The sequence below is a fragment of the Aerosakkonema funiforme FACHB-1375 genome (assembly GCF_014696265.1).
In the GTDB taxonomy this organism is placed as follows: Bacteria; Cyanobacteriota; Cyanobacteriia; order Cyanobacteriales; family Aerosakkonemataceae; genus Aerosakkonema; species Aerosakkonema funiforme_A.
The window spans coordinates 25,875-47,536 of record NZ_JACJPW010000032.1 but is presented as its reverse complement, the minus strand read 5'-3'; the positions used below and the strand labels follow the sequence as shown (position 1 = coordinate 47,536).

Annotated in this window: 17 protein-coding genes and 4 pseudogenes; 9 read left to right on the top strand and 12 right to left on the bottom strand. The window is 44.1% G+C overall.

Translation table 11 applies throughout. The features are described 5' to 3' along the window. Position 1 precedes the first annotated feature (1 nt). The 4 genes from H6G03_RS38035 (at position 2) to H6G03_RS14070 (ending at position 4,224) form a co-directional block, all read left to right on the top strand. On the top strand, positions 2–1,282 hold the full coding sequence (locus tag H6G03_RS38035) for a site-specific DNA-methyltransferase (RefSeq protein WP_242060399.1): 1,281 nt from the start codon (positions 2–4) through the stop codon (positions 1,280–1,282). After that, on the top strand, positions 1,266–2,336 hold the full coding sequence (locus H6G03_RS38030) for a hypothetical protein (protein WP_242057084.1): 1,071 nt from the start codon (positions 1,266–1,268) through the stop codon (positions 2,334–2,336). Before H6G03_RS38035 ends, H6G03_RS38030 begins: the two co-directional genes overlap by 17 nt. 81 nt (positions 2,337–2,417) lie before the next feature. After that, entirely contained in the window at positions 2,418–3,644 is a 1,227-nt protein-coding gene (locus H6G03_RS14075) for a DNA cytosine methyltransferase (RefSeq protein ID WP_190464999.1), read from the top strand. 55 nt (positions 3,645–3,699) lie between these two features. After that, complete coding sequence (locus H6G03_RS14070) at positions 3,700–4,224, top strand: hypothetical protein (protein ID WP_190464998.1); 525 nt, start codon at positions 3,700–3,702, stop codon at positions 4,222–4,224. A 174-nt stretch (positions 4,225–4,398) separates the two neighbouring features. On the opposite strand, the gene H6G03_RS14065 is transcribed toward H6G03_RS14070, so the two are convergent. Together H6G03_RS14065 and H6G03_RS14060 are read right to left on the bottom strand one after the other, a co-directional pair. Next, positions 4,399–4,602, bottom strand: a complete 204-nt coding sequence (locus H6G03_RS14065; RefSeq protein ID WP_190464997.1) for a chlorophyll a/b-binding protein — start codon at positions 4,600–4,602, stop codon at positions 4,399–4,401. Between the two features lie 353 nt (positions 4,603–4,955). Then, a complete protein-coding gene (locus tag H6G03_RS14060; RefSeq protein WP_190464996.1) occupies positions 4,956–6,143 on the bottom strand; it encodes a TRC40/GET3/ArsA family transport-energizing ATPase in 1,188 nt (395 codons plus the stop codon). A 182-nt stretch (positions 6,144–6,325) separates the two neighbouring features. On the opposite strand from H6G03_RS14060, the pseudogene H6G03_RS39770 reads away from it, so the two are divergent. The 3 genes and pseudogenes from H6G03_RS39770 to H6G03_RS14050 form a co-directional block, all read left to right on the top strand. Beyond that, positions 6,326–6,610, top strand: a pseudogene (locus tag H6G03_RS39770) (RNA-guided endonuclease TnpB family protein); the annotation flags it as partial. Between the two features lie 610 nt (positions 6,611–7,220). After that, positions 7,221–9,197, top strand: coding sequence for a S8 family serine peptidase (locus tag H6G03_RS14055; protein ID WP_190464995.1), 1,977 nt, complete (start codon positions 7,221–7,223; stop codon positions 9,195–9,197). A gap of 105 nt (positions 9,198–9,302) precedes the next feature. Next, positions 9,303–10,034, top strand: a complete 732-nt coding sequence (locus tag H6G03_RS14050) for a 2OG-Fe(II) oxygenase (RefSeq protein ID WP_190464994.1) — start codon at positions 9,303–9,305, stop codon at positions 10,032–10,034. A gap of 71 nt (positions 10,035–10,105) precedes the next feature. Here the strand turns inward: H6G03_RS14050 and H6G03_RS14045 are convergent, their stop codons facing one another. From H6G03_RS14045 to H6G03_RS14010, 8 genes and pseudogenes are all read right to left on the bottom strand, one after another. Next, a complete protein-coding gene (locus H6G03_RS14045; RefSeq protein WP_190464993.1) occupies positions 10,106–10,495 on the bottom strand; it encodes a DUF2358 domain-containing protein in 390 nt (129 codons plus the stop codon). Next, positions 10,496–11,470, bottom strand: coding sequence for an FkbM family methyltransferase (locus H6G03_RS14040; RefSeq protein WP_190464992.1), 975 nt, complete (start codon positions 11,468–11,470; stop codon positions 10,496–10,498). A gap of 19 nt (positions 11,471–11,489) precedes the next feature. Beyond that, positions 11,490–11,588 (bottom strand): annotated as a pseudogene (locus tag H6G03_RS14035) (DUF2358 domain-containing protein); the annotation flags it as partial. After that, a complete protein-coding gene (locus H6G03_RS14030) occupies positions 11,589–12,563 on the bottom strand; it encodes an FkbM family methyltransferase (protein WP_190464991.1) in 975 nt (324 codons plus the stop codon). An 11-nt stretch (positions 12,564–12,574) separates the two neighbouring features. Next, positions 12,575–12,829, bottom strand: coding sequence for a zinc ribbon domain-containing protein (locus H6G03_RS14025; RefSeq protein ID WP_407650739.1), 255 nt, complete (start codon positions 12,827–12,829; stop codon positions 12,575–12,577). A gap of 26 nt (positions 12,830–12,855) precedes the next feature. Next, positions 12,856–13,248 (bottom strand): annotated as a pseudogene (locus H6G03_RS39765) (DUF4912 domain-containing protein); the annotation flags it as partial. Between the two features lie 1,314 nt (positions 13,249–14,562). Next, a pseudogene (locus H6G03_RS39760) lies at positions 14,563–15,519 on the bottom strand (DUF4912 domain-containing protein); the annotation flags it as partial. A 556-nt stretch (positions 15,520–16,075) separates the two neighbouring features. Then, positions 16,076–18,589: an IMS domain-containing protein gene (locus H6G03_RS14010; RefSeq protein WP_190464990.1), complete on the bottom strand. Its 2,514-nt coding sequence runs from the start codon at positions 18,587–18,589 to the stop codon at positions 16,076–16,078. Between the two features lie 646 nt (positions 18,590–19,235). Here H6G03_RS14010 and pdhA point away from each other — a divergent pair. Both pdhA and H6G03_RS14000 read left to right on the top strand, forming a co-directional pair. Then, a complete protein-coding gene (gene pdhA, locus H6G03_RS14005; RefSeq protein WP_190464989.1) occupies positions 19,236–20,270 on the top strand; it encodes a pyruvate dehydrogenase (acetyl-transferring) E1 component subunit alpha in 1,035 nt (344 codons plus the stop codon). A gap of 293 nt (positions 20,271–20,563) precedes the next feature. After that, the gene (locus H6G03_RS14000; RefSeq protein WP_190464988.1) at positions 20,564–20,794 is read left to right on the top strand and encodes a type II toxin-antitoxin system RelE family toxin; all 231 of its coding nucleotides are present in this window, start codon (positions 20,564–20,566) and stop codon (positions 20,792–20,794) included. A 131-nt stretch (positions 20,795–20,925) separates the two neighbouring features. Here the strand turns inward: H6G03_RS14000 and H6G03_RS13995 are convergent, their stop codons facing one another. Both H6G03_RS13995 and H6G03_RS38820 read right to left on the bottom strand, forming a co-directional pair. Then, on the bottom strand, positions 20,926–21,411 hold the full coding sequence (locus H6G03_RS13995) for a DUF6887 family protein (protein ID WP_190465027.1): 486 nt from the start codon (positions 21,409–21,411) through the stop codon (positions 20,926–20,928). Then, entirely contained in the window at positions 21,392–21,577 is a 186-nt protein-coding gene (locus H6G03_RS38820) for a DUF6888 family protein (RefSeq protein WP_407650740.1), read from the bottom strand. The genes H6G03_RS13995 and H6G03_RS38820 overlap by 20 nt, the downstream gene beginning before the upstream one ends. Positions 21,578–21,662 lie beyond the last annotated feature (85 nt).

Here is a 21,662-nt window from a genome sequence, read left to right as displayed (position 1 = left end):
AATGAAACAACTCAGCTTATTTGAAGATCCACTACCCAAAGAAAAGCTCCCAACCAACCTCACGACTAATCGCCATCATATCCATAAATGGTATAACTTCATCGCGGGATTCTCTCCAGAGTTTGTCAGCAAGTGCATTCAAAATGCGGAATTAAAAGCAGACGAAATTATAATAGATCCTTTCGCAGGTTTATCAACAACGCTTGTGCAAGCAAATTTGGAGGGTGTCTGTTCGGTTGGATTTGAAGCTCACCCTTTCTTTTATGATATTTCATTAGCTAAAATATTCCCACCAAAACACCCACAGCAAGTTAAAGATATCGAGACTTTCTGCCAATCTCTTGACCCATACGAGCGAAACCTGACAAATATTTGGGAAACCTCTGCTTTAACTTTCCTAGAAAAACTTATCCCAGAGTCAGAACTTCCTATTTTAGCATCAGCGATAATTGCCGAAGATCGGCTTTCACCAGATCGGCGATCGCTATATCGTTTAATTTTGTCTCGCGTGCTTGAACTAACAGCACATTCCCAAACCGATGGGATATATAAAGCTCCTACTACACAAAAATCATCTCTACCATATCACGATGCTGTCAGGAAAGTTTGCGCTCAAATCCAAGATGATATAGATGTTATAGGAAATAGTTTTAAGTCAAGCGCAAAATTACATTTAATGAGTTCCGAAAAAATGCTGCCATTGGCAAATGAAAGCGTTTCTATCTGCATTACATCTCCACCTTATTTAAACAATTTCGATTTTGCAGAAATGACACGAATGCAGCTTTATTTCTGGCGTTACGCTAGCTCATGGAAAGAAATTACAGAACGAGTGCGACGCCGACTTATTGTTAATACAACTACTGCTCCCACTGACTTAAAACGCAATCAACATTTATTCTCGGAATCTTTATCTAAATGCTTTCGCTCTGAAATCCAACCACTTGTTGAGGCACTAAAGCAACAAAAGCAGCTAAGAAAGGGGAAAAAAGATTATTACTTGTTATTATATCCTTATTTTGCACAAATGCAGTCAGTTATCCGTGAATTGAAAAGGGTACTTCGACCTCAAAGCCCCGTCCATCTTGTTGTAGCAGATGCGGCTCTTTATGGAGTTCATATCCAAACTGATAAACTATTGGCACAACTTATGCAGGAAAATGGATTTCAGGTTTTGAAAATCGAAACCCTGCGAGCTAGAGGTAGCCGCTGGCTTCTCGAAAAACGACAGGGCACAGAAAAAGGTCTTGGGGAGTTTCACATTTATGCCAGAAGAATTTGATTTAGGTGCGGAAGTAAAAGAAAACAGGTTAGAAGAAGCAAACACAGGCACACTTTATGGTATCGCCAAAGAAGCCATGAAAGATTACGTGCAAGTTTACTTGGATTTAACTCGCAAAACTAGCGGTTTAGCAAATATACTGCCAGAACACGTTCAGGAATTTGCCCAGAAACTGGTTGTTCTTAGCGGTATCGACAGCGCGATCGATCCGCATTCTAGTAGTGCAGAACAAGTTGCACAGGAATGGCGACGCCGACAGGCTGTACCTTTTGATGTAGAATCTGCGATTACTAAAGGTGTATACATCCAGCTACGAAACCGAGTTGTAAATCTGTTAAACGAACTCGAACAAGCAACCAAAGGGTTTTTAGAATTTGACTTTGGTTATATTCAATCTCATCCCTATATGCTGCCGATTCTTCAGCGTCTTGCCAATATTTCTAGTAAGGCAGAACTAAAGAAACGGATTGGCAATGTTTCAGACAATGCAATTTCAGAATCAGCATCTAGAAAAATGTCCGCTTTGTTGAATCAACTCAAGCCAGGGCAAAATATGAGTCGCGGACAGATTTTGCAGAGTATTGAACCAACTCTGGAAGGCATTGTTCGCGACTTGGTAGGCAGAATTCTTCTTGAAAGCATCGTTGCCAATGCTCTTGATGATGCTAATGTGCCGTATAAGCTAGAGTCTGAATACAGCTATTTGGAAGGTGTTATTTATAACTTCCGAGCCGATTTCGCGATCCCAGACGAGATAACGCCGAAAGCTTTTATAGAGGTGAGAAAATCATCTTCAAGGCACGCATCGCTCTACGCCAAAGATAAAATGTTTTCAGCCATTAATTGGAAAGGTAAAAATCAGGATATGCTTGCGGTTATAGTGGTTGACGGCCCTTGGACAGCGGAAACCTTAAAGGTTATGGCAAAGGTGTTCGATTATGTTGTACCTCTTAACAGAGCATCCGATGTTGCAGAAGCAATTTCTGCATATATAGCAGGAGATAATTCGCAACTAAAATGGATCGTTGAATTTTCGATTCGTCCAGCTAATTGAGGAAGAAAAAAGGTCAACAATACGCTACGCTCGCTTCCCATAATAACGCTACCATTATTCTATTACTTTACAGGTAATTAAATGATCGATCGCCCCAAAATTTTCTCTTTCTTCTCAGGTTCCGGTTTTCTCGATCTCGGTTTTGAATTGAACGGTTTTGACATAGCTTATGTCAACGAAATTTATGCACCGTTTATGCAAGCATATCGTTATTCAAGGCAATGTCTTAACCTACACTCACCAGCATACGGATACCATGAGGGAGAAGCAGCAGATGTGACTAAACTAACCGAAGCCGAACAAGCGCAAAGACTCCAGCAACTAATTCAGGATGCACGCAAAAATACCGATATTATTGGCTTTATCGGTGGCCCTCCTTGTCCTGATTTTTCAGTTGGTGGCAAAAATCGCGGTGCGGAAGGAGACAATGGTAAGCTTTCTGCCGCTTATGTTGAATTGATTTGTCAACAAAAACCAGATTTCTTTTTATTTGAGAATGTCAAAGGACTGTGGAGAACCAAAAAACACCGTACTTTTTTTGAAAATCTTAAGGCTCGACTTAATCAATTTGGATATATATTAGTAGAACGTCTAATTAATGCGATCGAATACGGCGTCCCCCAGGATAGAGACAGAATTATCCTGATTGGTTTTCATACCAACTTAATCAAAAATATCGGCATTAAAGTTAATTATAACCAAAAGCTACTTCCCGAAACAGCTTTTCCTTGGACAAAACATATTTTGTATCCCAGACAGCAAGCTTTCGCATATCCTTGGCCTTCCACTGCGCCATTTAGGGAAGATTTTATATTGCCTTGTCCTGATGGTATACCACAACAGCTAACAGCAGAATATTGGTTTGAAAAAAACGATGTCCTCAATCATCCGAACGGACAACATTATTTTAAACCCAAAGCAGGTCTGAAAAGATTTGCTTCCGTCGATGAAGGAGATGATTCCAAAAAATCTTATAAGCGTCTTCATCGATGGCGCTACTCGCCAACAGCCTGCTACGGAAATAACGAAGTACATTTACATCCATATAAAGTTCGCCGACTTACAGTAGCTGAAGCACTCGCGATTCAATCTTTGCCAAAAAACTTTGTTCTGCCATCAAATATGTCACTTACTAATATGTTTAAAACAATCGGGAATGGTGTTCCCTACCTAGCATCAAAAGGTATTGCCGAAACAATTATTGACTTTTTACAAATAAGCGATCGCATATCGTGTCATACCCATCTCGCACTTGCTAAACTTGATGGCGATCGCACATTTACCCCATCCCTAACCAGTTCGCCATAACACTTCCACATCAAAAGTCAACCATAGGAACTAAGAAAGTTCGATAATATTATACATGAACTCCAATCTATACCTATTTATCGAAAACCTCGTTTTCTTCCTACTTGCCACAGCTTTTACAGTAGTGGTAGGTTGGGCGTGGAGACACTTAAAACCCTTCACCCTTCCCCAACCTCTACCTGGGTGGTATAAAATCTGGTTCGGTACGATACAGATAGTCGGAATCGTAATACCCCTGCTGGCAATGTTTCTGTGGGGCGTTTGGTGGCGTTACAGCAGCGTATTAACTGTACTTATTCCCTACTTTGTGATGCTGGGATTGCAAATTTTATCGGAAATTTTGACACTGAGGCAGTTTCGCACGGTCGTCTGGGTGATGGTTCCCTATTTGTACCTGCCTTACCGTGTTTGGCAACTGTATGAGGGTTTGAAATTCCTCAGTCCTGAAACCGATTTGATTTGGATACGCTATTTATTAATAGTAGAGATTGTCTTGTGGAGTGGAAACTACGCCTTGGATTTAGCACAATTACCAAGACTTTTTCGTTGGGAAATTCAAGAAAACAAGGAAATCTCTTAAGTGGCGATCGCACTGTTAGATACAAGATATACTGCACCAAGTTAGAGTTGTACTGAGCGTGCGATCGCATCAACTGAGACTCTCAAAAATAGGGAACTCTGCTAAGCTAAGAGTTCCCTATTTTTCTGCCATTTCAAGCTTCGTTGAGTATGACAGTAATAGATATGAAACCTATTAGAATCCCAAATAGTTAATAAACTTTTGGCCAGTTGTTAGCTCAACAACGATCGCAATCAGGAAGCCAATCATCGCTAGACGACCATTCCAAATTTCAGCGCTGGGGTTTGAACCAAATTCAAATTTAGTTGCAAACTCGCCGTATTTACGTTGGAATTGAGCCTCGTAGGGATTGGTTGTTTGTTGTGGTGTGTTAGTCATAGTTCAAACTCCGTTTTGAGTCAGTGCGTTGTCTGTGTAGTGGTGTTATTAAGTAATGTAAATAATTCTTTACTAAGCTACCTTCTGCCATTAGAGAGGGATAATTATTTTTACTTCTGGGTCAAAACTCTACCTTGTGGGAGGAGATGGTTAGTCAAAACAAGGATACTGTACACAAGTTACAGCGTTTTTCCGATCGATCGACACAAAGACAGAAGTATCAAGCCCTCACTAGCTACTACCAATCCCAAATAATTTATCAAAAAAAATACAGAAACCCTTCAAGAAACAGAAACCCGGTTTCTTCAAGAAACCGGGTTTCTATGACTGCTAAAAATTAGGCCGTTCAGCTGCTAAACCCTTACCGCTTCACCAAACCGAATTTTCAGATAATCTTCCTCCATCTTCGCCCCAGAGGGTTGCAAAGCCGCCAAAGCTTGAGGTAACACCAAATTGCGGCGATGATTGCCAATGCGGACATTTAATTCATCACCAGTTTTAGTTAGTTGGATTTGGTCTTTAGCAATACCTGGCAAATACAACTCCAAAGTGTACTGATTTTTATCTTGTACCACTCTAACTGTAGTTTCCCGATAATAAACTTGCGTCGGATCTTCCCCAGCATAAAGCATTTCTTTCAAACGTTCTAAAGCTGGTAAACCGCACATTTCTTCCGAAAATAGGGGCACTTCCTTCACCGGTAGCGGTAGAAAATTCTCGTGAATTTCCTGGCGATATTGCTGTTGGTTTTCCTTCCAACGTTGGAAGAATGGATCGGTAACTTGCTCTGGAATAATCCGATTTGCAACTACCAAATCTGTGGCAACATTGTACAGACTCAAATAAGCATGAGCGCGTAAAGATTCTTTAATCACCATTTTTTCGGGATTTGTGACCAAACGCACCGATGTTTGGGAGTTATCCGTTAATACCTTTTCCAAAGCTTCTATTTGTTCGTAAAATTCATAAGGAGCGTCCATTACTTCCTTATCAGGCAGAGAAAAACCCGCGATCGGCCTAAAAATCGGTTCCACCAAAGGTCTGAGCGCCACCGAAATACCTTGTAACGGCTTATAGAATCGCCGCATATACCAGCCGCTGACTTCCGGTAAGCTTAGCAACCGCAGCGCTGTACCCGTGGGAGCCGAGTCAATAATCAGCACATCATACTCACCCTCATCATAGTGGCGCTTCATACGTACCAGGCCAAAAATTTCATCCATCCCCGGTAAGATAGCCAATTCTTCAGCCTGCACGCCTTCCAGTCCCCGCGCCTGCAAAACCTGGGTGATATAGCGCTTGACTGCGCCCCAATTCTGTTCCAGTTCCACCAAAGCATCCAGTTCCGCACCCCACAAGTTGGGACGCACCAATCGCGGTTCGTGTCCGAGTTCCAAATCGAAACTATCTGCTAAAGAGTGAGCCGGGTCAGTACTGAGAACCAGGGTTTTATAGCCGAGTTCGGCACAACGCAGCCCTGTAGCGGCGGCGACGGAGGTTTTGCCGACTCCGCCTTTGCCGGTCATGAGTATTAAACGCATATTATGTCCTGCCTGAAAATTCTTTACATTTATTTACTTTATCAAAAATTTGGGTTGAAAACCTCGCCCATAAGAGAGTGACTTTATCCCTGTTGTGGTAACATAAAATTGTGGTAAATAAAGGTCAAGCCATGATTGTTTATGAGTTCAAAGTATAAGGAAAAGACAAACAATATCGTGCTATCGATGAAGCTATCCGTACTTGTCAATTCATCCAAAATAAGTGCTTGCGTTGCTGGATAGATAACAAGAATATTGGCAGGTACGACCTTAATAAATATTGCGCTGTATTGGCTGAAGAATTCCCCTTTGTTAATGAACTAAACTCAATGGTTAGACAATCTGCTGGTGAAAAGTCTTGGTCTGCAATAGCTCGATTTTACGATAACTCCAAGAAGGTTAAAGGCAAGAAAGTTTTTCCCAAATTCAAGAATAATTGTCGCTCAGTAGAATATAAAACCTCTGGGTAGGTGCGATTCGTTTCCTCGAAAAACGGCGAAAAAAAATAACTCAAAGTGTACGAGGAGCAAGAGTGCAACCTTTCGTATCGGTTGAATAAAACTCTTGACAACTTAATGATCGTGAGGGTGCGAGTCCCTCACCATAGGCGCAATGGTTAAAGCGCTTCCCCCATTCTGAACAATTAGCAACTGGCAGAATGAAGCGGGGAAGTTAAATAGGGGTAAAACAGTAGCCTAAGCTGTCATCCCTCTTAGCAGGAATTGCTAACAGGGTGACAACTATGGCTCAAAGCTTGACAGGGGCTGCTTTTCAACTCAGTCACATCTGGAAAAATTAGCCCAAAAATCTTGCGGTCAACAACGAATTCATGAGACTTGTAGCTACTGGTACTTGACAATAGTATCAATAAAGTCCAAAAATCGGTGCATTTTTTTTCAAAAGCGCTGTGGTACAACACATACTGTACAAGGGTTTCAGCAACACTTGTCACCCGTCAGGGGAAGAGAACAATACAAATTGTTAAGTGCAGAAACTTATCAGTTCTTTTTTGCAATGAAAAAATATATTATCAAATTTACAACTATTGTCATCTATCCGAAGACAGATTAAGCATTCATGTTAGACATCAACGGTCTGTTTGACGAAGGCTTTTACCTAGCCCAAAACCCAGATGTAGCCCAGGCAGTTGCCCGTGGCGGATTCGCTAATGGCTTGGATCACTTCAATCGATTTGGTAAATTTGAACGTCGCGATCCGAGTGCTTTATTTGATACAGGTTTTTATTTGGAGTTGTATTCAGATGTCGCCGCTGCGGTGAATAATCCCCAACTCAGTGCGATCGATCACTTTGTCAATTTCGGGCAAAAGGAAGGACGTGACCCAATTCCAGAGTTTGTCAATGGCTTCTATTTGCAAAGCAGCCCAGACGTGGCAGCAGCAGTCGCGGCGACAGCGGCAGCGCCAGACCCCTTGACCAGCTATCAACATTTTGTGCAGTTCGGTCAGTATGAAAATCGCAACCCTGGCCCAGACTTCGAGACTGGTTTTTATTTGCAAAAGTACCCGGATGTGGCGGCAGCGGTCAGACCCCGTGGTTTGAGCGCGATCGAGCACTACATTGAATTTGGTTTGGAAGAGGGACGTACTAGCGATCGCCCAGACCCCGACGAAGACCTCAGCCTTGCCAGCGGCTTGGGCAACCTTAAAGGTACCAGAAGTGTTAGCGATGAAGTCGGCAATGGAGACGAAGAAGATCTTTACGGCTTTACTTTGGATACCACCAGTGCTGTCAACATATCCCTCAACGGTTTAAGCAGCGATGCTCAGCTAGAACTAATTTCAGACATCAATGAAGATGGCGAACTCGATCGCGATGACATTCTCGCCGAATCCGATGCCGCAGGTACAAATCCTGAAGTACTCAACCTGAGTGCAGTCGATCCGGGTACCTACTATGTAAGGGTTTTGCAGGCATCAGGCAGCACCAAATACACCATGAACGTATCGGCAGCAGCTACAGCAGACCCGTCAAATCGACCCATACCCCCGCAGCCAGAAGGTTTTAATTACTACTTCGGACGCGGTTTGGTTAATGTCCGAGCGGCATTGGCACAGGCTACCGGAACAGAAGTAACTGCTGCCGCCAAACTCACCGAAGAAGATGGCCGAAATTTCGGCGATTTGAACTTGATCGATGCCGAGACAGCTTACGCTAGAGGTATTACAGGCAAAGGCATTGTCGTAGCCGTTTTGGATGAAGGCGTTTCCCTAAATCACCCAGACCTCAAAGATAATATCTGGAAGAACACCAGAGAAGTGGCCGGAAACAGAATCGATGATGACGGGAATGGCTATATTGATGATGTCAACGGCTGGGACTTTGTAGCTAACGATAATGACCCCAACCCAGGCAAAGAAGACGATACTCACGGCACTCACGTAGCCGGAACGATCGCTGCCTCCAGAAATGGTACAGGAACCACTGGAGTTGCCTACGAAGCCCAGATCATGCCGCTGCGAGTGTTGGGCAAACCGGGCGGAGGTAAAGATTCCCAAATTATCGCTGCTATGAATTACGCCATCAACAATGGGGCGAAAGTAATTAACATGAGCTTGGGTGACGATCCGGGAACAAATGGGCCAGATCAAAATAGCGACTACGTACAGGTGCTGGGCTTAGCTCGCGAACGCGGCGTAGTAGTGGCGATCGCAGCTGGAAATGAAAAGGCAAAGCTGAACGCAGTTCAACCGGGCGAACCTGCCTTCCAATCAGCTATCCCGTTCAGTCAGGATCTTGCTGCTAGCGGTTTGGCGATCGCTGTTGGCGCAGTCGATCGCAACCGAAAAGTGGCCGACTTCTCCAACCCAGTCGGCGCTACGGGTAGGTCTTATCCTTTTATATCCGCTCCAGGAGTTGATGTGATCTCCACGGTGAAAAACCGAGGCTATGAGACCAGTGATGGCACATCAATGGCAACACCCCATATTTCCGGTGTCGCTGCTCTCTTGCTGCAAGCAAATCCCAACTTGAGCGTGCAACAAATCCAAGACATTCTCACCGGAACAGCTAATCCCACGGGAATTACCGTTTGATTTAATTTGGGTTAAACTACGCCAGATTATATTTGAAATGGGGAAATGAAAAGATGGATAAATTTAACTATCTCGACATTCCTCATTTCCACATAAAATTAATTTATGACTGCTGAGGATATAGTGACAAATTTTATTGAAATTTACGATAATGCCTTAGATGCAGATATTTGCCATCAGATTATCGAAAAGTTTGAAACCAGCGACAAGATAGTGCGCGGACGCACAGGACAAGGTGTCGATTTAAATAAAAAAGATAGCTACGACCTTACGATCACAGGTCTTTATGAATGGAGAAATCTTCATAGCTTGGTTGTAACTAATACATTCGCATATCTGAAACAATATCTGCGGAAGTACATTTTTGCCCTCGTCGGCGCGATATCTCCTGGAATACTCGATCCGATTTCCGGCAAAGTTGTCACCCTCACTCACGAAAATTTTGCACAATACGAGGCGTTATGGATGGATGAAACCATCCAAAAAATTTATCGACCTTCTTGGATCAACGTCCAAAAGTATATAAAAGGTATGGGAGGTTATCACCATTGGCATTCTGAAATTTACCCCCACCCTCGTGAAGCGGATGACGAACCGCTGCGGCGAGTTCTATTTTTTCAGTACTATTTGAACACCGTAAATGAAGGTGGGGAAACAGAATTTTTTTACCAAAATTTGAAAGTGAAGCCTCAACAAGGAAGACTTGCGATCGCTCCTGCTGGGTTTACACATACCCATAAAGGTAATGTGCCGTTTTCAGAAGACAAATATATCTTAACTTCTTGGATAATTTTTGAAAAAGCTGAGAAGATTTACGGGCAAAAGAAACTTCTGTAATCTATAAGTAGGCGCAGGTAAATAAAGGAAAAATAACTTAATAGTCAATTAGCTATCTATATCGATTGAAGTCAACGAGTCTTTAATGGAAATAGGTGCTGCTTGAGAACATCCAGGCGGGAACAGTTCCAGTAATCGATGTGGGAAACGATCGACCCTTCGGCGTTAAGTCGCAACTCGCTCCAGCCAGAAATAGCGATGCGGGGTTTCCACGGCAGGGGTGTATTCCAACTTAACGTCCAGCGAGTTTCGATCGCATCATCCTGGCGGCGAATATCATGTAAATCCAGTTTGGGGTCAACAAACCAGGTGCGGATAAAGGCGATCGTCTGCTTGTAACGATCTAGACCGCGAAATTTGTTAAGTGGATCTTGAAAATAAACATCTTCAGCGTAGATGCTGTAAGTTTGGTCAAAAGGGAATCTTTGGTAGTCCTCTTTGAGGATTTCAATTATGTCCATTTACCTAACGTAATTCCTCATTTCAACAATAATCGGTAATGAATCTAATCCCTGTTGTATCGCTTCTGGTATCGTGGATAGAGTATCAATAATATTTTTGGCAAAATTATAATTTTTGTCATCCCCATAATTACGAGTCAAATATGCCAATAATTCCAAAGCATAATCGGTAAAATTCAACACATCAGCAATGCAAGCCAATTTCAAAATTCGAGCGGGTGTGCTTATATTGTGAAACACATCCGTTCTAATCAGGTCGCGAAAGTAAAAGGCATCTGCCCACAATAAAAATCCGGGATGTAACTTATAAATAATTGGTGATATTGTCCGGCAACCTCTTCCAGTCGTAATCGCCAAATCTCCCAGAGTAAATCCTTGCTTTCTTAAATATACATCTACATCGCTAAATAGGGGTTGATTTATATATAGCTCGGTAAAGTTTACTTCAGTCATAACAGCTAAAACACTGCGTTCTAAAACGCTAGAAGCTCCTTCTAAAACCTGAAGCTCTGCCCCCTGCACATCAAGGTGTATAAAATCAATTTCCTCAATTCCTTCCGACGCACAAAAATTATCTAAAGTCGTGGTATCGATTTCTACAGTGGTAATTAATTTGAACAAATCTAAATATCCACTGAATCGCTCTACATAAGATTCATTAGGAGGATATAAAGAACTGCATCCGGTAAAATTGGTAACATACAAAGGAAAAGTACCCTCACAATTCCAAAGAGCCAGAGGAATATGCTTTTCAACCCAATTTACTTGTCGAGCTTCCAGATCGGCGTTGGCACGATCGCAAGCTTCTGGATCGGCGTCAAATCCGTAGATAGTTAAATTAGGTGCAAAAATATTCCAACCTTGAGTACCATAATCATCTTGGTTTTCCAGCTTACGCGAACCGACAATACACAAGGTCATGTGAATTCGATCTAAATGACCGCTTTTTTTTAAGCTCTTAAGAAAGACTGACATATTAAAACTCGTTATTTTTGAGTGGGTCTTGAAAGTAAACATCCTCCGCATAGATGCTGTAAGCTCGGTCGGCGGGGAATCTTTGGTAATCTTCTTTTAGAATTTCAATAATGCTCATTTATGTAAGGTAACTCCTCATTTCAACAATAATAGGCAGCGAATCTAATCCCTTTTCTACTAAGGGGGGGATTTGAGATAAACTTTCAACGATTTCTCTGGCAAAATTATAATTTTTATCATTTCCATAATTACGAGTCAAATATGCCAATATTTCCAAAGCATAGTCAGTAAATTCCAACATATCGGCAAGACAAGCCAATTTGAACATCTTTTCTGGGGTGTTCGGGTTATTTGCCACATTACCTTGAACTAAATCCCGGAAGTAAAAAGCATTTCCCACAAATAGTGTTCCCGGATGTACAGATGAAGAAATCAGGGAATCTTTACGAACAGCACGTCCTTCTAAAGACAAATCAAAAAGCCTAAACCCTTTATCCCTTAGATAGATATCTATGTCACTAAAAAGTGGTTGACCGACGTACAAATAATTAAATTCTACTTCTGTTTTCAAGGAAATTATACTTTTTTCTAAAATTTTAATTCCTCCTTCTAAAACCTGCTTTTCTGCTCCCTGCACGTCTAGTTGGAGAAAATCAATTTCATTAATTCCCTCTGTTGCACAAAAATTGTCTAAAGTAGTCGTTTCTATTTCCACTGTGGCAACTAACTTATGCCAATCTAAATTCTGTTCTTGGAAACGCTCTAAGTAAGATTCATTAGGGGGATATAAAGAGCTGCACCCAGGAAAGTTAGTAACATAAATCGGAAAACTTCCTTCACAATTCCAAAGAGCTAACGGAATATGTTTTTCTGTCCAATTTACTTGTCGAGCTTCAATATCCGCGTTAGCTTGTTCGCAAGCTTCTGGATCGGCATCCAATCCATAAATACTGAGATTGGGTGCAAAAATGTCCCATCCTTGAGAGCCATAGTCATCTCGTCCTTCTATTTTACGAGAGCCAACAATACAGACCGTAATATGAATTCGCTCTAAATGACCGTTTTGTTTTAAGCTCTTAAGGAAGACTGGCATATTAAAATTCTTTACTTTATATAGATAGTAAAGCTTAGCCGATCGCTTTTCATTTGCACCGGGTAAGACATGAATTTAGCATAGCAGCCTGGAGTTCGATCGCCATTAAGTTGGTGTGACCCTCCACAGGCAATCCCCGTCGAACTGACGGTTAAAGGATAATCAATTATGGGATGCCAGTGTTCTAAATTCACACTGGCATTAAAATCCCGATCTAGTTCAATGCCACAGTTACCACATTTGAATATTCGTGCTGACAATGGCATTTTTTGTCGTTAAAACTCATAACTTGCTAAGCGCCAATCCATTCTAGAACAGCTTCTTCCTTAGTATTGGTATTTCGAGTTGGCGTCTCGCGAGTGAACTTCATGTGAATCGATCGCATTTGTTCTCCATCAGCCGCCACCGCCATAATCGGATAGTCCACCAAACCATCTTGGAAAGATATCTGGAAGCGGAAAGTACCATCTGGATTCAGCTTAATCGGACGTCCGCCGATCGTTACCGTAGCATCCGGCTCAGTTGCCCCATAAACGATCAGCTCGGCATCCGCAATTAACCAGAACTGGCGAGGACGGATGGGAGGCATAGAAGCCGCAAAGCCAATACCCGACATACCGATACCAGACTCAGTAGGAAGCGCCCACATTCCCACCCCAGAGGGTATGACGTAAGAGCTCAGAGCGTAGGAACTCACAGCTTGTTCGTAAGAGCTCAGAGCGTAAGAACTGACTGCATACGAACTGACTGCCGGTACATAGGAACTCACCGCATAGGAACTCACAGCCGGAACGTAAGAGCTCAGAGCATAGGAACTCACAGCCTGTTCGTAAGAACTCAGAGCGTAGGAACTCACAGCGTAAGAACTGATTGGCACCGAGTAAGAACTGACAGCATACGAACTGACCGCCGGTACATAGGAACTCAGTGCGTAAGAACTGACCGCCTGTTCGTAGGAACTCAAACCGTAAGAACTGACAGCATACGAACTGACCGCCGGAACGTAGGAACTAACCGCGTAAGAACTGACCGCCGGCACATAGGAACTCAGTGCGTAAGAACTGACCGCCTGTTCGTAGGAACTCAAACCGTAAGAACTGAGGGCGTAAGAACTCACAGCCGGAACGTAGGAACTGACCCCGTAAGAACTCACAGCCGGAACGTAGGAACTGACCGCGTAAGAACTCAGCGCTTGTTCGTAGGAACTCAAACCGTAAGAACTGACAGCGTAAGAACTCACAGCCGGAACATAGGAACTGAGTGCGTAAGAACTGACCGCCTGTTCGTATGAACTCAAACCATAAGAACTCACAGCGTAAGAACTCACAGTCGGTACATAGGAACTGAGAGCGTAAGAACTTACAGCCGGAACGTAAGAACTGAGAGCATAAGAACTCAGCGCTTGTTCGTAGGAACTCAAACCGTAAGAACTCACAGCGTAAGAACTGACTGCATACGAACTTACAGCCGGAACGTAGGAACTGAGTGCGTAAGAACTCAGCGCTTGTTCGTAAGAACTCAAACCGTAAGAACTAACGCCGTAAGAACTCACAGCCGGAACGTAAGAGCTAACCCCGTAAGAACTCAGCGCCTGTTCGTATGAACTTACACCATAAGCACTGACGGACGGTACATAGGAACTAACAGCGTAGGAACTGATTCCCGGAACGTAAGAGCTAACCCCGTAAGAACTCAGCGCCTGTTCGTATGAACTTACACCATAAGCACTGACGGACGGAACAGTGTAGGAACTGATTCCCGGAACGTAAGAGCTAACCCCGTAAGAACTCAGCGCCTGTTCGTATGAACTTACACCGTAAGAACTGACGGACGGTACATAGGAACTAACAGCGTAGGAACTGATTCCCGGAACGTAAGAGCTAACCCCGTAAGAACTCAGCGCCTGTTCGTATGAACTTACGCCGTAAGAACTGACGGACGGTACATAGGAACTAACAGCGTAGGAACTAACGCTGTAGGAACTGATTGCTGGGGCGTAGGAACTGACGCTGTAGGAACTGACTGCTGGGACGTAGGAACTAATGCTGTAGGAACTAACTGCTGGGGCGTAGGAACTTACCCCATAGGAACTTACCCCATAGGAACTTACCCCATAGGAACTTACCCCATAGGAACTTACTGGGGGTACAGAGCCAGGTACTTGCTGTATGGAGCCGAATACAGAATCGGCAACCCGTTGGGCTTGAGCTTCTTTAGGCAAATCAAAAATCTTTTCTTTGCTGGCAACTTCTGCCATTCGTTTGCCAGGAGGAACTAGCTCCAGGAACTGCTTGCCTCGTAGGTCTTCTTCCCAAGAAACGGTAATGAATTTCTCTTCTATCCAGTTGCTGGGATAGATAGGGGGCATATGTACAGCAGCGGAACGAGCCAAGAGGAGCCAGCGGCCATCAGCAGTTCGGTAGCCGATATCGACTACGTAGTCGCGATCGCTCACGGGTATGGGCAGATACCATTCCCGCGCCAACTCATCGCTGGGATATTCTTGAATGCTGTGCGGACTTTGGTAGTCCAAATTGATATCAGTGACATCGTAAAGCCGCAGGGCAATTTGCTGTCCCCCTTGGCGACGCAGTTCTTCTTTGTCTTCATTTGGAATATCCCAGTAGGCGTAAGCCCATTGCGGGTCGCGAGGCATCAAAACAATGCGGCATTCTCCATAACCACCTGGGAGATCGGCTAACCCCTCATCCACGGATGACAGAGTATCAGCAAGGCTGTCTTCCTGACCGAGTTCAAATTTTGCTGCTTCCACTGCTTCTTGTGCCTCCAATGTACGAGATTGTTCGTTGCTACCTCTAACTCTTTGCGCTTCCAAAATCGACGCTAACAGTTGCTCTTTACGCATTCTGCTGTAGCGAGAAATGCCGTATTCGCTGGCAACTTTTCGCAGTTGCCGCAAAGTCATTTCTTCTAAAGGTGGGCGTTCTTTTGCCATATGTTGTGGTCTCCAGTAGTTTGAACGACTCTAATGTGGCTTCTGACCTTTTTCACTTGTTCCCAGTCCAAACACAGCAAGCTAGGAAATCTCGATCCTCCTCCTGGTTTTTCTATCGCTTTTTATCTGCGGCTATATCTGCCTTTGTTTTATTTGAAAGTTCTGCAAATACACAACTTTCAGGGAAACACTTTTTCATTCGAGATTGCCTATAAGTAACATCATTGTGAGTCATAGACTCGTCGTTAGCTTTGTTTTGGGATCGTGGGGGATCGCTTCGTTATGAATATGTTGCAGAAAATTTACAGAGAAGGTCAAGTGGTTTCGCTAGCGATTATGAGTACTTTTACGCATTTATAGGAAACCTGGTGCAATTATGTCATGATTCCTTGACATAAGCTGGGTTTGGGACTGGCAATTATGTCATGATTCCTTGACATAAGCCACTCGGAGTCTAGAAAAGGTAGGCAGAGGGTGGGAGGGAAGGGCTAAAAGCCAAAGGGGAAAGAGAAAAAACCTTTTCCCTTTCCCCTTTGGCTTAAATAATTCGGAAGCGTTATGGCAAGACCCGCATATCGCGTATGCGCCACTGACCGTTTTGGCGCACTAACTCATAACGAACGCGCAGGTTGGAATCGTAGGATTCGGTGCGATTGAGTTTGTTGCCCTGAAAGTATTGTGCTGATTCGCTCACTTGTGCTTCCACTCTGGCTTTGTTCGGATCGAGCTGACGGATGTCGATCGAATCAACATCAAGGTTGTGTTTGTACTCTCGATGCCTGTTTTGTCTCCTGAGCGTTTCCCCCAAGGTTTGCGATCGAGACAAAGCTGGATTGGCTAAAATTTCCTTTAACAGATCGACTTGGTGGTCTGGCCCGAAAGCTTTTGTTTTCGTCGATAACCAAGTTTCGATCGCTTGCTGGGCAACTTCTTTTGTCATAGGGCCAGGTTGACTTAATAAAGAAGTATCATTTGTGGGAGTAGGTGAGGGCGATGGCTCAACTTGCACCACTGGCTGCGGTGTAGGCTGTGGCTGTTTTGAGAAAACGGTGTTGCGAGCCCAAATAAAGAAAAGCACAAACACTCCAAATCCAACCACACCAACCAGCAACCACTTTAGCGGTATCTGTTTGCTGACTGGCGACTTCACCCCAGCTGGCTGAGAACTGCTGTTTTGCCAGAAAAGCAAATTCCGCAGATTTAACTTAGACCAGCGATTCCCGCGTGTAGTTCGCTTCGTTCCCGAACTTTGTCTGGGAGGGTAGCCTGGGCTGGTAAACTCCCTGACTCCAACTGGAGATTCGCCTGGGTCATTTGCCGCTGACTCAGAAACAGCTTGGCGCGTCGAAGCACGACCCGGAGCAGTCGTTGCTGCGTATGACTGCATCTCTGGTAAAGAAGTAGAGTTGCGTTCCGTCACTTTCGGCTCGACCCGCTCAGCCTCTGGCAAGGTTTGAACGCTGCTGGAAGTAGTGTTTTGTAAAGTAGTGGGATGGGATGCTTTCAGGTTCGATCGTTCTGCAATTGGCGTAGGGCGAGGAATTCCATTCAAATTAGCTGCCGATTCTTGAACCGATTTTGATGCGATGATATCTTTAGTTCGCTGGATCTGGTTTTTCAGACCCCATACAGTTTCGCTTTGCGATTCTGTACCCCCATCTGTCGGGGTATCCTCAAAATTGGGTGAGCCAGCTGTTGATGTCGGCGATGGTCGAGAAGATCCCATCACTTCCCACTCAGTTGCATCTGTAGCGGGCAGTGCTTCCAGGCTAGTTTGCAACTGCTCGTCGGCGAAGTAATCCTTCAGGGACACCTTTTCCTTCGCCAAGTCGCGGAAATGCGGAAACACTTCTGTTTGCAACCAGCGTTCGCTGTACAAACAAAGTCCCGGCAACAAATCCGGAGCGCCTTGAGAATGTTCGCGAATGAAGGCTAACGATTCGTATTCTCCAGAAAATTCCAGGGCATGAGAAGCTTCTTGAGTTTGTCCCAGCAGTAGCGCACAAACAGCTTGTTCCAGATGCACGTCTTGGCGCTTGCCCAGACGCATCAGCATCAGCTTGGCTCGCCGGATCAGGGTTGGTTGTCGCTGAATGAACCCGCGTGCCAATAGGGCATAAACTGCCAGATAAGTAGCTACAGCGGAGGGACGACGGGCTTCTTCTTCAAACAGAGTCTGCTGCTCGGCTGAGGTAAGATAGGGACGCAGTTGCTGGATAAAGCGCAGAAAGTCATCAACGCTCAGTCCGGATCGATCGTCGCCTGTGCCATCCATGCCGCCTCTTTCTTGCAGCATTTCTCGCAATAACAGCAATCCTGGGCGTCGCTGTTGTATTTTTTCTTCGGGCAGCCCCAATAACTCTAAAACTCGATAGGGCCGCAGTTTGTAGAGGTCGGCTTGGATTTCTCCCCGCACTAGAGCAAATACGCCGTGGCGCAACAGCAATTCTTGACCTTCGTTGAGAGTGTTGGCTGCATCTTCGTATCGACGTTGCTGCCATTGTTCTCGGCCCAATTCCAAACAAGCTAGGGCGAAGGTTAAGACGATATCCTGTCCGATGATTTTGGGATCTCCAAATCGGCTTTTTTCGAGTTCGACATAGCCATTGTTGAGATAGGAGCGGCCCAGCTTCAATACCAGTTCGTATTCTCCCAACTCTTGCAAAATGAGTAGGGCACCGATGAATTCGTCTTCTTCAATTTCAATAGTAGGAGCGGGGTAAGGGCTCCCAACCGTAGAGACAGATGAAGCCGTTAGTGGTGGCTCTGCCTGTTGTTCTAATGAAATACTTTTTACCGACGAGTCTGTGGCAGTGGCCGATGGCGGATTAAATCCGCCAGGAGTGTAGGTGTTGGCGAGGAAACTAGCATCGTAAGCGCGACGCTCTTCTGGATCGCGGAGGACGGCGTAGGCTTCGTCCAGCAGTTGTTTGCGGGCAGCGATCGCCATCTCCGAATATTCGCGTCTTGGCATTTGCTGGATGCGATCGCCATAAGCTTGCTGCAACTGTTCCGCAGAAGCCTGTATCGGCACACCCAAAATCCGGTAATAGTCCAGTGGAATACGCACGAGCCTCTAACCCTAGCGGCGAACAACTAAATTAGCTTATGTTATCGAATAGTTACAGGTTTTATCGACAAATATACCACTTGTCTTACCAACCATTTTGTAAGGCGTTACCCTCACCGGACGTACTACCACGCCCTGTTTTCCCTTGGCAAATGCGTTGGGAAATATTTTCCCGATTACCCTTTGACAAGTTTGTGCCCAACACGGTGACAGTCTGATTCAGCTTCCACAGGTTTGATTGGAAATCATCCCCCCTTAAGCGTCATCACACTTGAAAGTGCGATCCTGACAGCAGCCAGGGTTCCCAAGACCGAAAACCTATTTATTTGTACGGATTCCGGTGGAGGTTTTCCCACATTTGGAGAGGGAATCTTTTTTTCCCGATTCGCGCTGCTAGTTACTCAGAAGAACTGCGACACGAATGCTGTCAGCCAGTCGGGTGGGAATTTCAACCGCTTTTATTCTAGTACAGAACTTTGGTTTGTCAGTTCTGTTTCAGTCTAGGAGTACGACGGGGCATAATAGCCTAGCTGGTTAACTGCTTCTGGAAAGGCAATCAGCTTCCAGAATACACTTTCGATCGCGATCGACCCGGATACTGAGAGAATGATAAATTTGGTTCTTGCTGCGAGGATACAACAAGTTAATGGTTATGGAACGAACTGCACCTGTTTTTGACTCTTCACAAGTACAAATAACTAAGGAAGAAGGACTGCGGCTTTACGAGGACATGGTTTTGGGGCGCTTCTTTGAGGATAAGTGCGCTGAAATGTACTATCGGGGCAAAATGTTTGGTTTTGTTCACTTGTACAACGGTCAAGAGGCTGTGTCTACTGGTGTGATCAAATCTTTACGCCAAGATCGGGATTTTGTTTCCAGCACTTATCGCGATCACGTCCACGCTTTGAGTGCTGGTGTACCTGCGCGTGAGGTGATGGCAGAATTGTTCGGTAAGGCGACTGGTTGCTCGAAAGGTCGCGGCGGTTCGATGCACATGTTCTCTGGGGAACATAATTTATTGGGCGGTTATGCTTTTGTGGCGGAAGGCATTCCCGTTGCTACTGGTGCGGCGTTTCAATCTAAGTATCGCCGGGAAGTGATGGGAGATGCCAGTGCTGACCAGGTGACGGCTTGTTTTTTTGGAGATGGTGCTGCTAATAACGGTCAGTTTTTTGAGTGCTTGAATATGGCGGCTCTGTGGAAGCTGCCGATTCTCTATGTGGTGGAAAATAATAAGTGGGCGATCGGTATGGCTCACGAGCGTGCAACTTCTGTTCCGGAAATTTATACCAAAGCTGCTGCCTTCGGTATGGCGGGTGTGGAAGTTGACGGGATGGATGTGTTGGCGGTACGACAAGTTGCACTGGAAGCGATCGCTCGCGCTCGTGCCGGTGAAGGCCCTACTGTCATTGAAGCCCTTACTTATCGTTTCCGGGGTCACTCTTTAGCTGACCCGGATGAACTTCGCTCTAAGGAGGAGAAGGACTTCTGGTTTACCCGCGATCCGATTAAGAAGTTGGCGGCTTATTTGACTGAGAAAAATTTGGCTTTTGAGGATGAATTGAAGGCGATCGACAAGAAGATTCAAGCTGTAATTGATGATGCTGTGAAGTTTGCCGAGGAAAGTCCCGAACCCGATCCGAGCGAATTATATCGCTTCATTTTTGCCGAAGACGAATAGGATCGCAACACACATGGCACAGATGCACGTATGGCAAGATTTTTGCTTTCCTATTTCTGTATCTGTGTCTATTTCTGGAATCTCATCTGAAATATTAAAAAATATTTAATTTTTAATGAAGCGAAGGGTTTTTGATGATTTTTGTGGCTGTTTATGATACTATTGTATTACAATGGAAATATTTCCTAATTTTTTATTTATGTAAATATTCCCATTATAAATAATATACACCAAAATTCTAACTAACGCAAGAGCCTAGCCCCTAATCATAAGTTCTTGATTTTCTCAAAGGTTTGCAACCGAAGATTGCCGCTCAAATTGCTAAAAAAGTATTGGCGCTGAATGTCGATCCTTTGCCTGCTGATAGCAAAGAATTAATTGGTTATCCTGGTTATTATCGGGTAGATAGTGGCGAATATCGGAGCGTTTATCGATTTAATGCCGATGAAGACTTGGTAGAGATAATTTTGGTTGGCAAGCGCAATGATGATGAAGTGTATAAAAAACTGGAGCATCTTTTCTGAGACAGATCCAACCAGAAAATACTTAATATTATTGGTGAATTAACGAAAGAAGTTTTAATTCTTTTCGAGTCATTGCCTTGTAATCCTGTTTCATGTCTCGTATCTCCAATCACCATAGCGATCTCCTAACTTCAAATGTTCCGAAAATTGCCTGATTCTTCTAGATACCCAACTATTTGGGCTGAGTTGGTGCGATCGCTAAATTTTACCTCTTCTATTTCTCGTTGTAAATCAATAGCTTTGCTTTCATTTTTACTTACAAAAATTGTTACTATGCTAACTTTATCTAGATATTTATCCTTATTTATATCGGTAATTAAATGTTCTATAAACAGCTTTTGAGTAGGCAATGAAGCTGTCATCATTTGAATTCTTATCAACTTTTGATGATTGTTTGAATCTGTCATAATAAACTTAGAAGATGTTTCCGGTACTTTGGCTATCGCTACCTGGGGATACTGATGCTGTAGCCATTCAATAACTGCTGCATTTAATGCCGCATTTTCTTCGTATGTCTTATCTGCGTAAGCATAGAAAGCATCGTCGTCATCTCGATGAGCAAGCACATAAGCACGCAATTCTTTTTTGGACATTGATTTAAAATTCGGTTTCGTCATTTTTCACAAACTCCCCATTACGGTCAATTACTACTTCGATTTCTTCACCAGCTAAAATAAATACATTACCCGTGCGTTCGTCGAGGCGTACTAGAAAAATAGGCAGATACATCCTTGTTAAGTCGCAACAAACAAGGAAACATTTTAAAGTCTGTGCTGCTGTCAGAATAATCGATACCTCTTCACACCCTTCATTCTATAGTTTACACTGGAGTTGCTTCGCTCAGATTGCTATGGCAAATTACTATAGA

Bases quoted from the DNA above. Each gene is read 5' to 3' on its own strand.
- H6G03_RS14070 (WP_190464998.1), top strand. From the start codon at position 3,700: ATGAACTCCAATCTATACCTATTTATCGAAAACCTCGTTTTCTTCCTA.
- H6G03_RS14065 (WP_190464997.1), bottom strand. From the start codon at position 4,602: ATGACTAACACACCACAACAAACAACCAATCCCTACGAGGCTCAATTC.
- H6G03_RS14045 (WP_190464993.1), bottom strand. From the start codon at position 10,495: ATGGACATAATTGAAATCCTCAAAGAGGACTACCAAAGATTCCCTTTT.
- H6G03_RS14055 (WP_190464995.1), top strand. From the start codon at position 7,221: ATGTTAGACATCAACGGTCTGTTTGACGAAGGCTTTTACCTAGCCCAA.
- pdhA (WP_190464989.1), top strand. From the start codon at position 19,236: ATGGTTATGGAACGAACTGCACCTGTTTTTGACTCTTCACAAGTACAA.
- H6G03_RS14030 (WP_190464991.1), bottom strand. From the start codon at position 12,563: ATGCCAGTCTTCCTTAAGAGCTTAAAACAAAACGGTCATTTAGAGCGA.
- H6G03_RS14040 (WP_190464992.1), bottom strand. From the start codon at position 11,470: ATGTCAGTCTTTCTTAAGAGCTTAAAAAAAAGCGGTCATTTAGATCGA.
- H6G03_RS38030 (WP_242057084.1), top strand. From the start codon at position 1,266: ATGCCAGAAGAATTTGATTTAGGTGCGGAAGTAAAAGAAAACAGGTTA.
- H6G03_RS14060 (WP_190464996.1), bottom strand. From the start codon at position 6,143: ATGCGTTTAATACTCATGACCGGCAAAGGCGGAGTCGGCAAAACCTCC.
- H6G03_RS13995 (WP_190465027.1), bottom strand. From the start codon at position 21,411: ATGACGAAACCGAATTTTAAATCAATGTCCAAAAAAGAATTGCGTGCT.
- H6G03_RS14025 (WP_407650739.1), bottom strand. From the start codon at position 12,829: ATGCCATTGTCAGCACGAATATTCAAATGTGGTAACTGTGGCATTGAA.
- H6G03_RS14050 (WP_190464994.1), top strand. From the start codon at position 9,303: ATGACTGCTGAGGATATAGTGACAAATTTTATTGAAATTTACGATAAT.
- H6G03_RS38035 (WP_242060399.1), top strand. From the start codon at position 2: ATGAAACAACTCAGCTTATTTGAAGATCCACTACCCAAAGAAAAGCTC.
- H6G03_RS14075 (WP_190464999.1), top strand. From the start codon at position 2,418: ATGATCGATCGCCCCAAAATTTTCTCTTTCTTCTCAGGTTCCGGTTTT.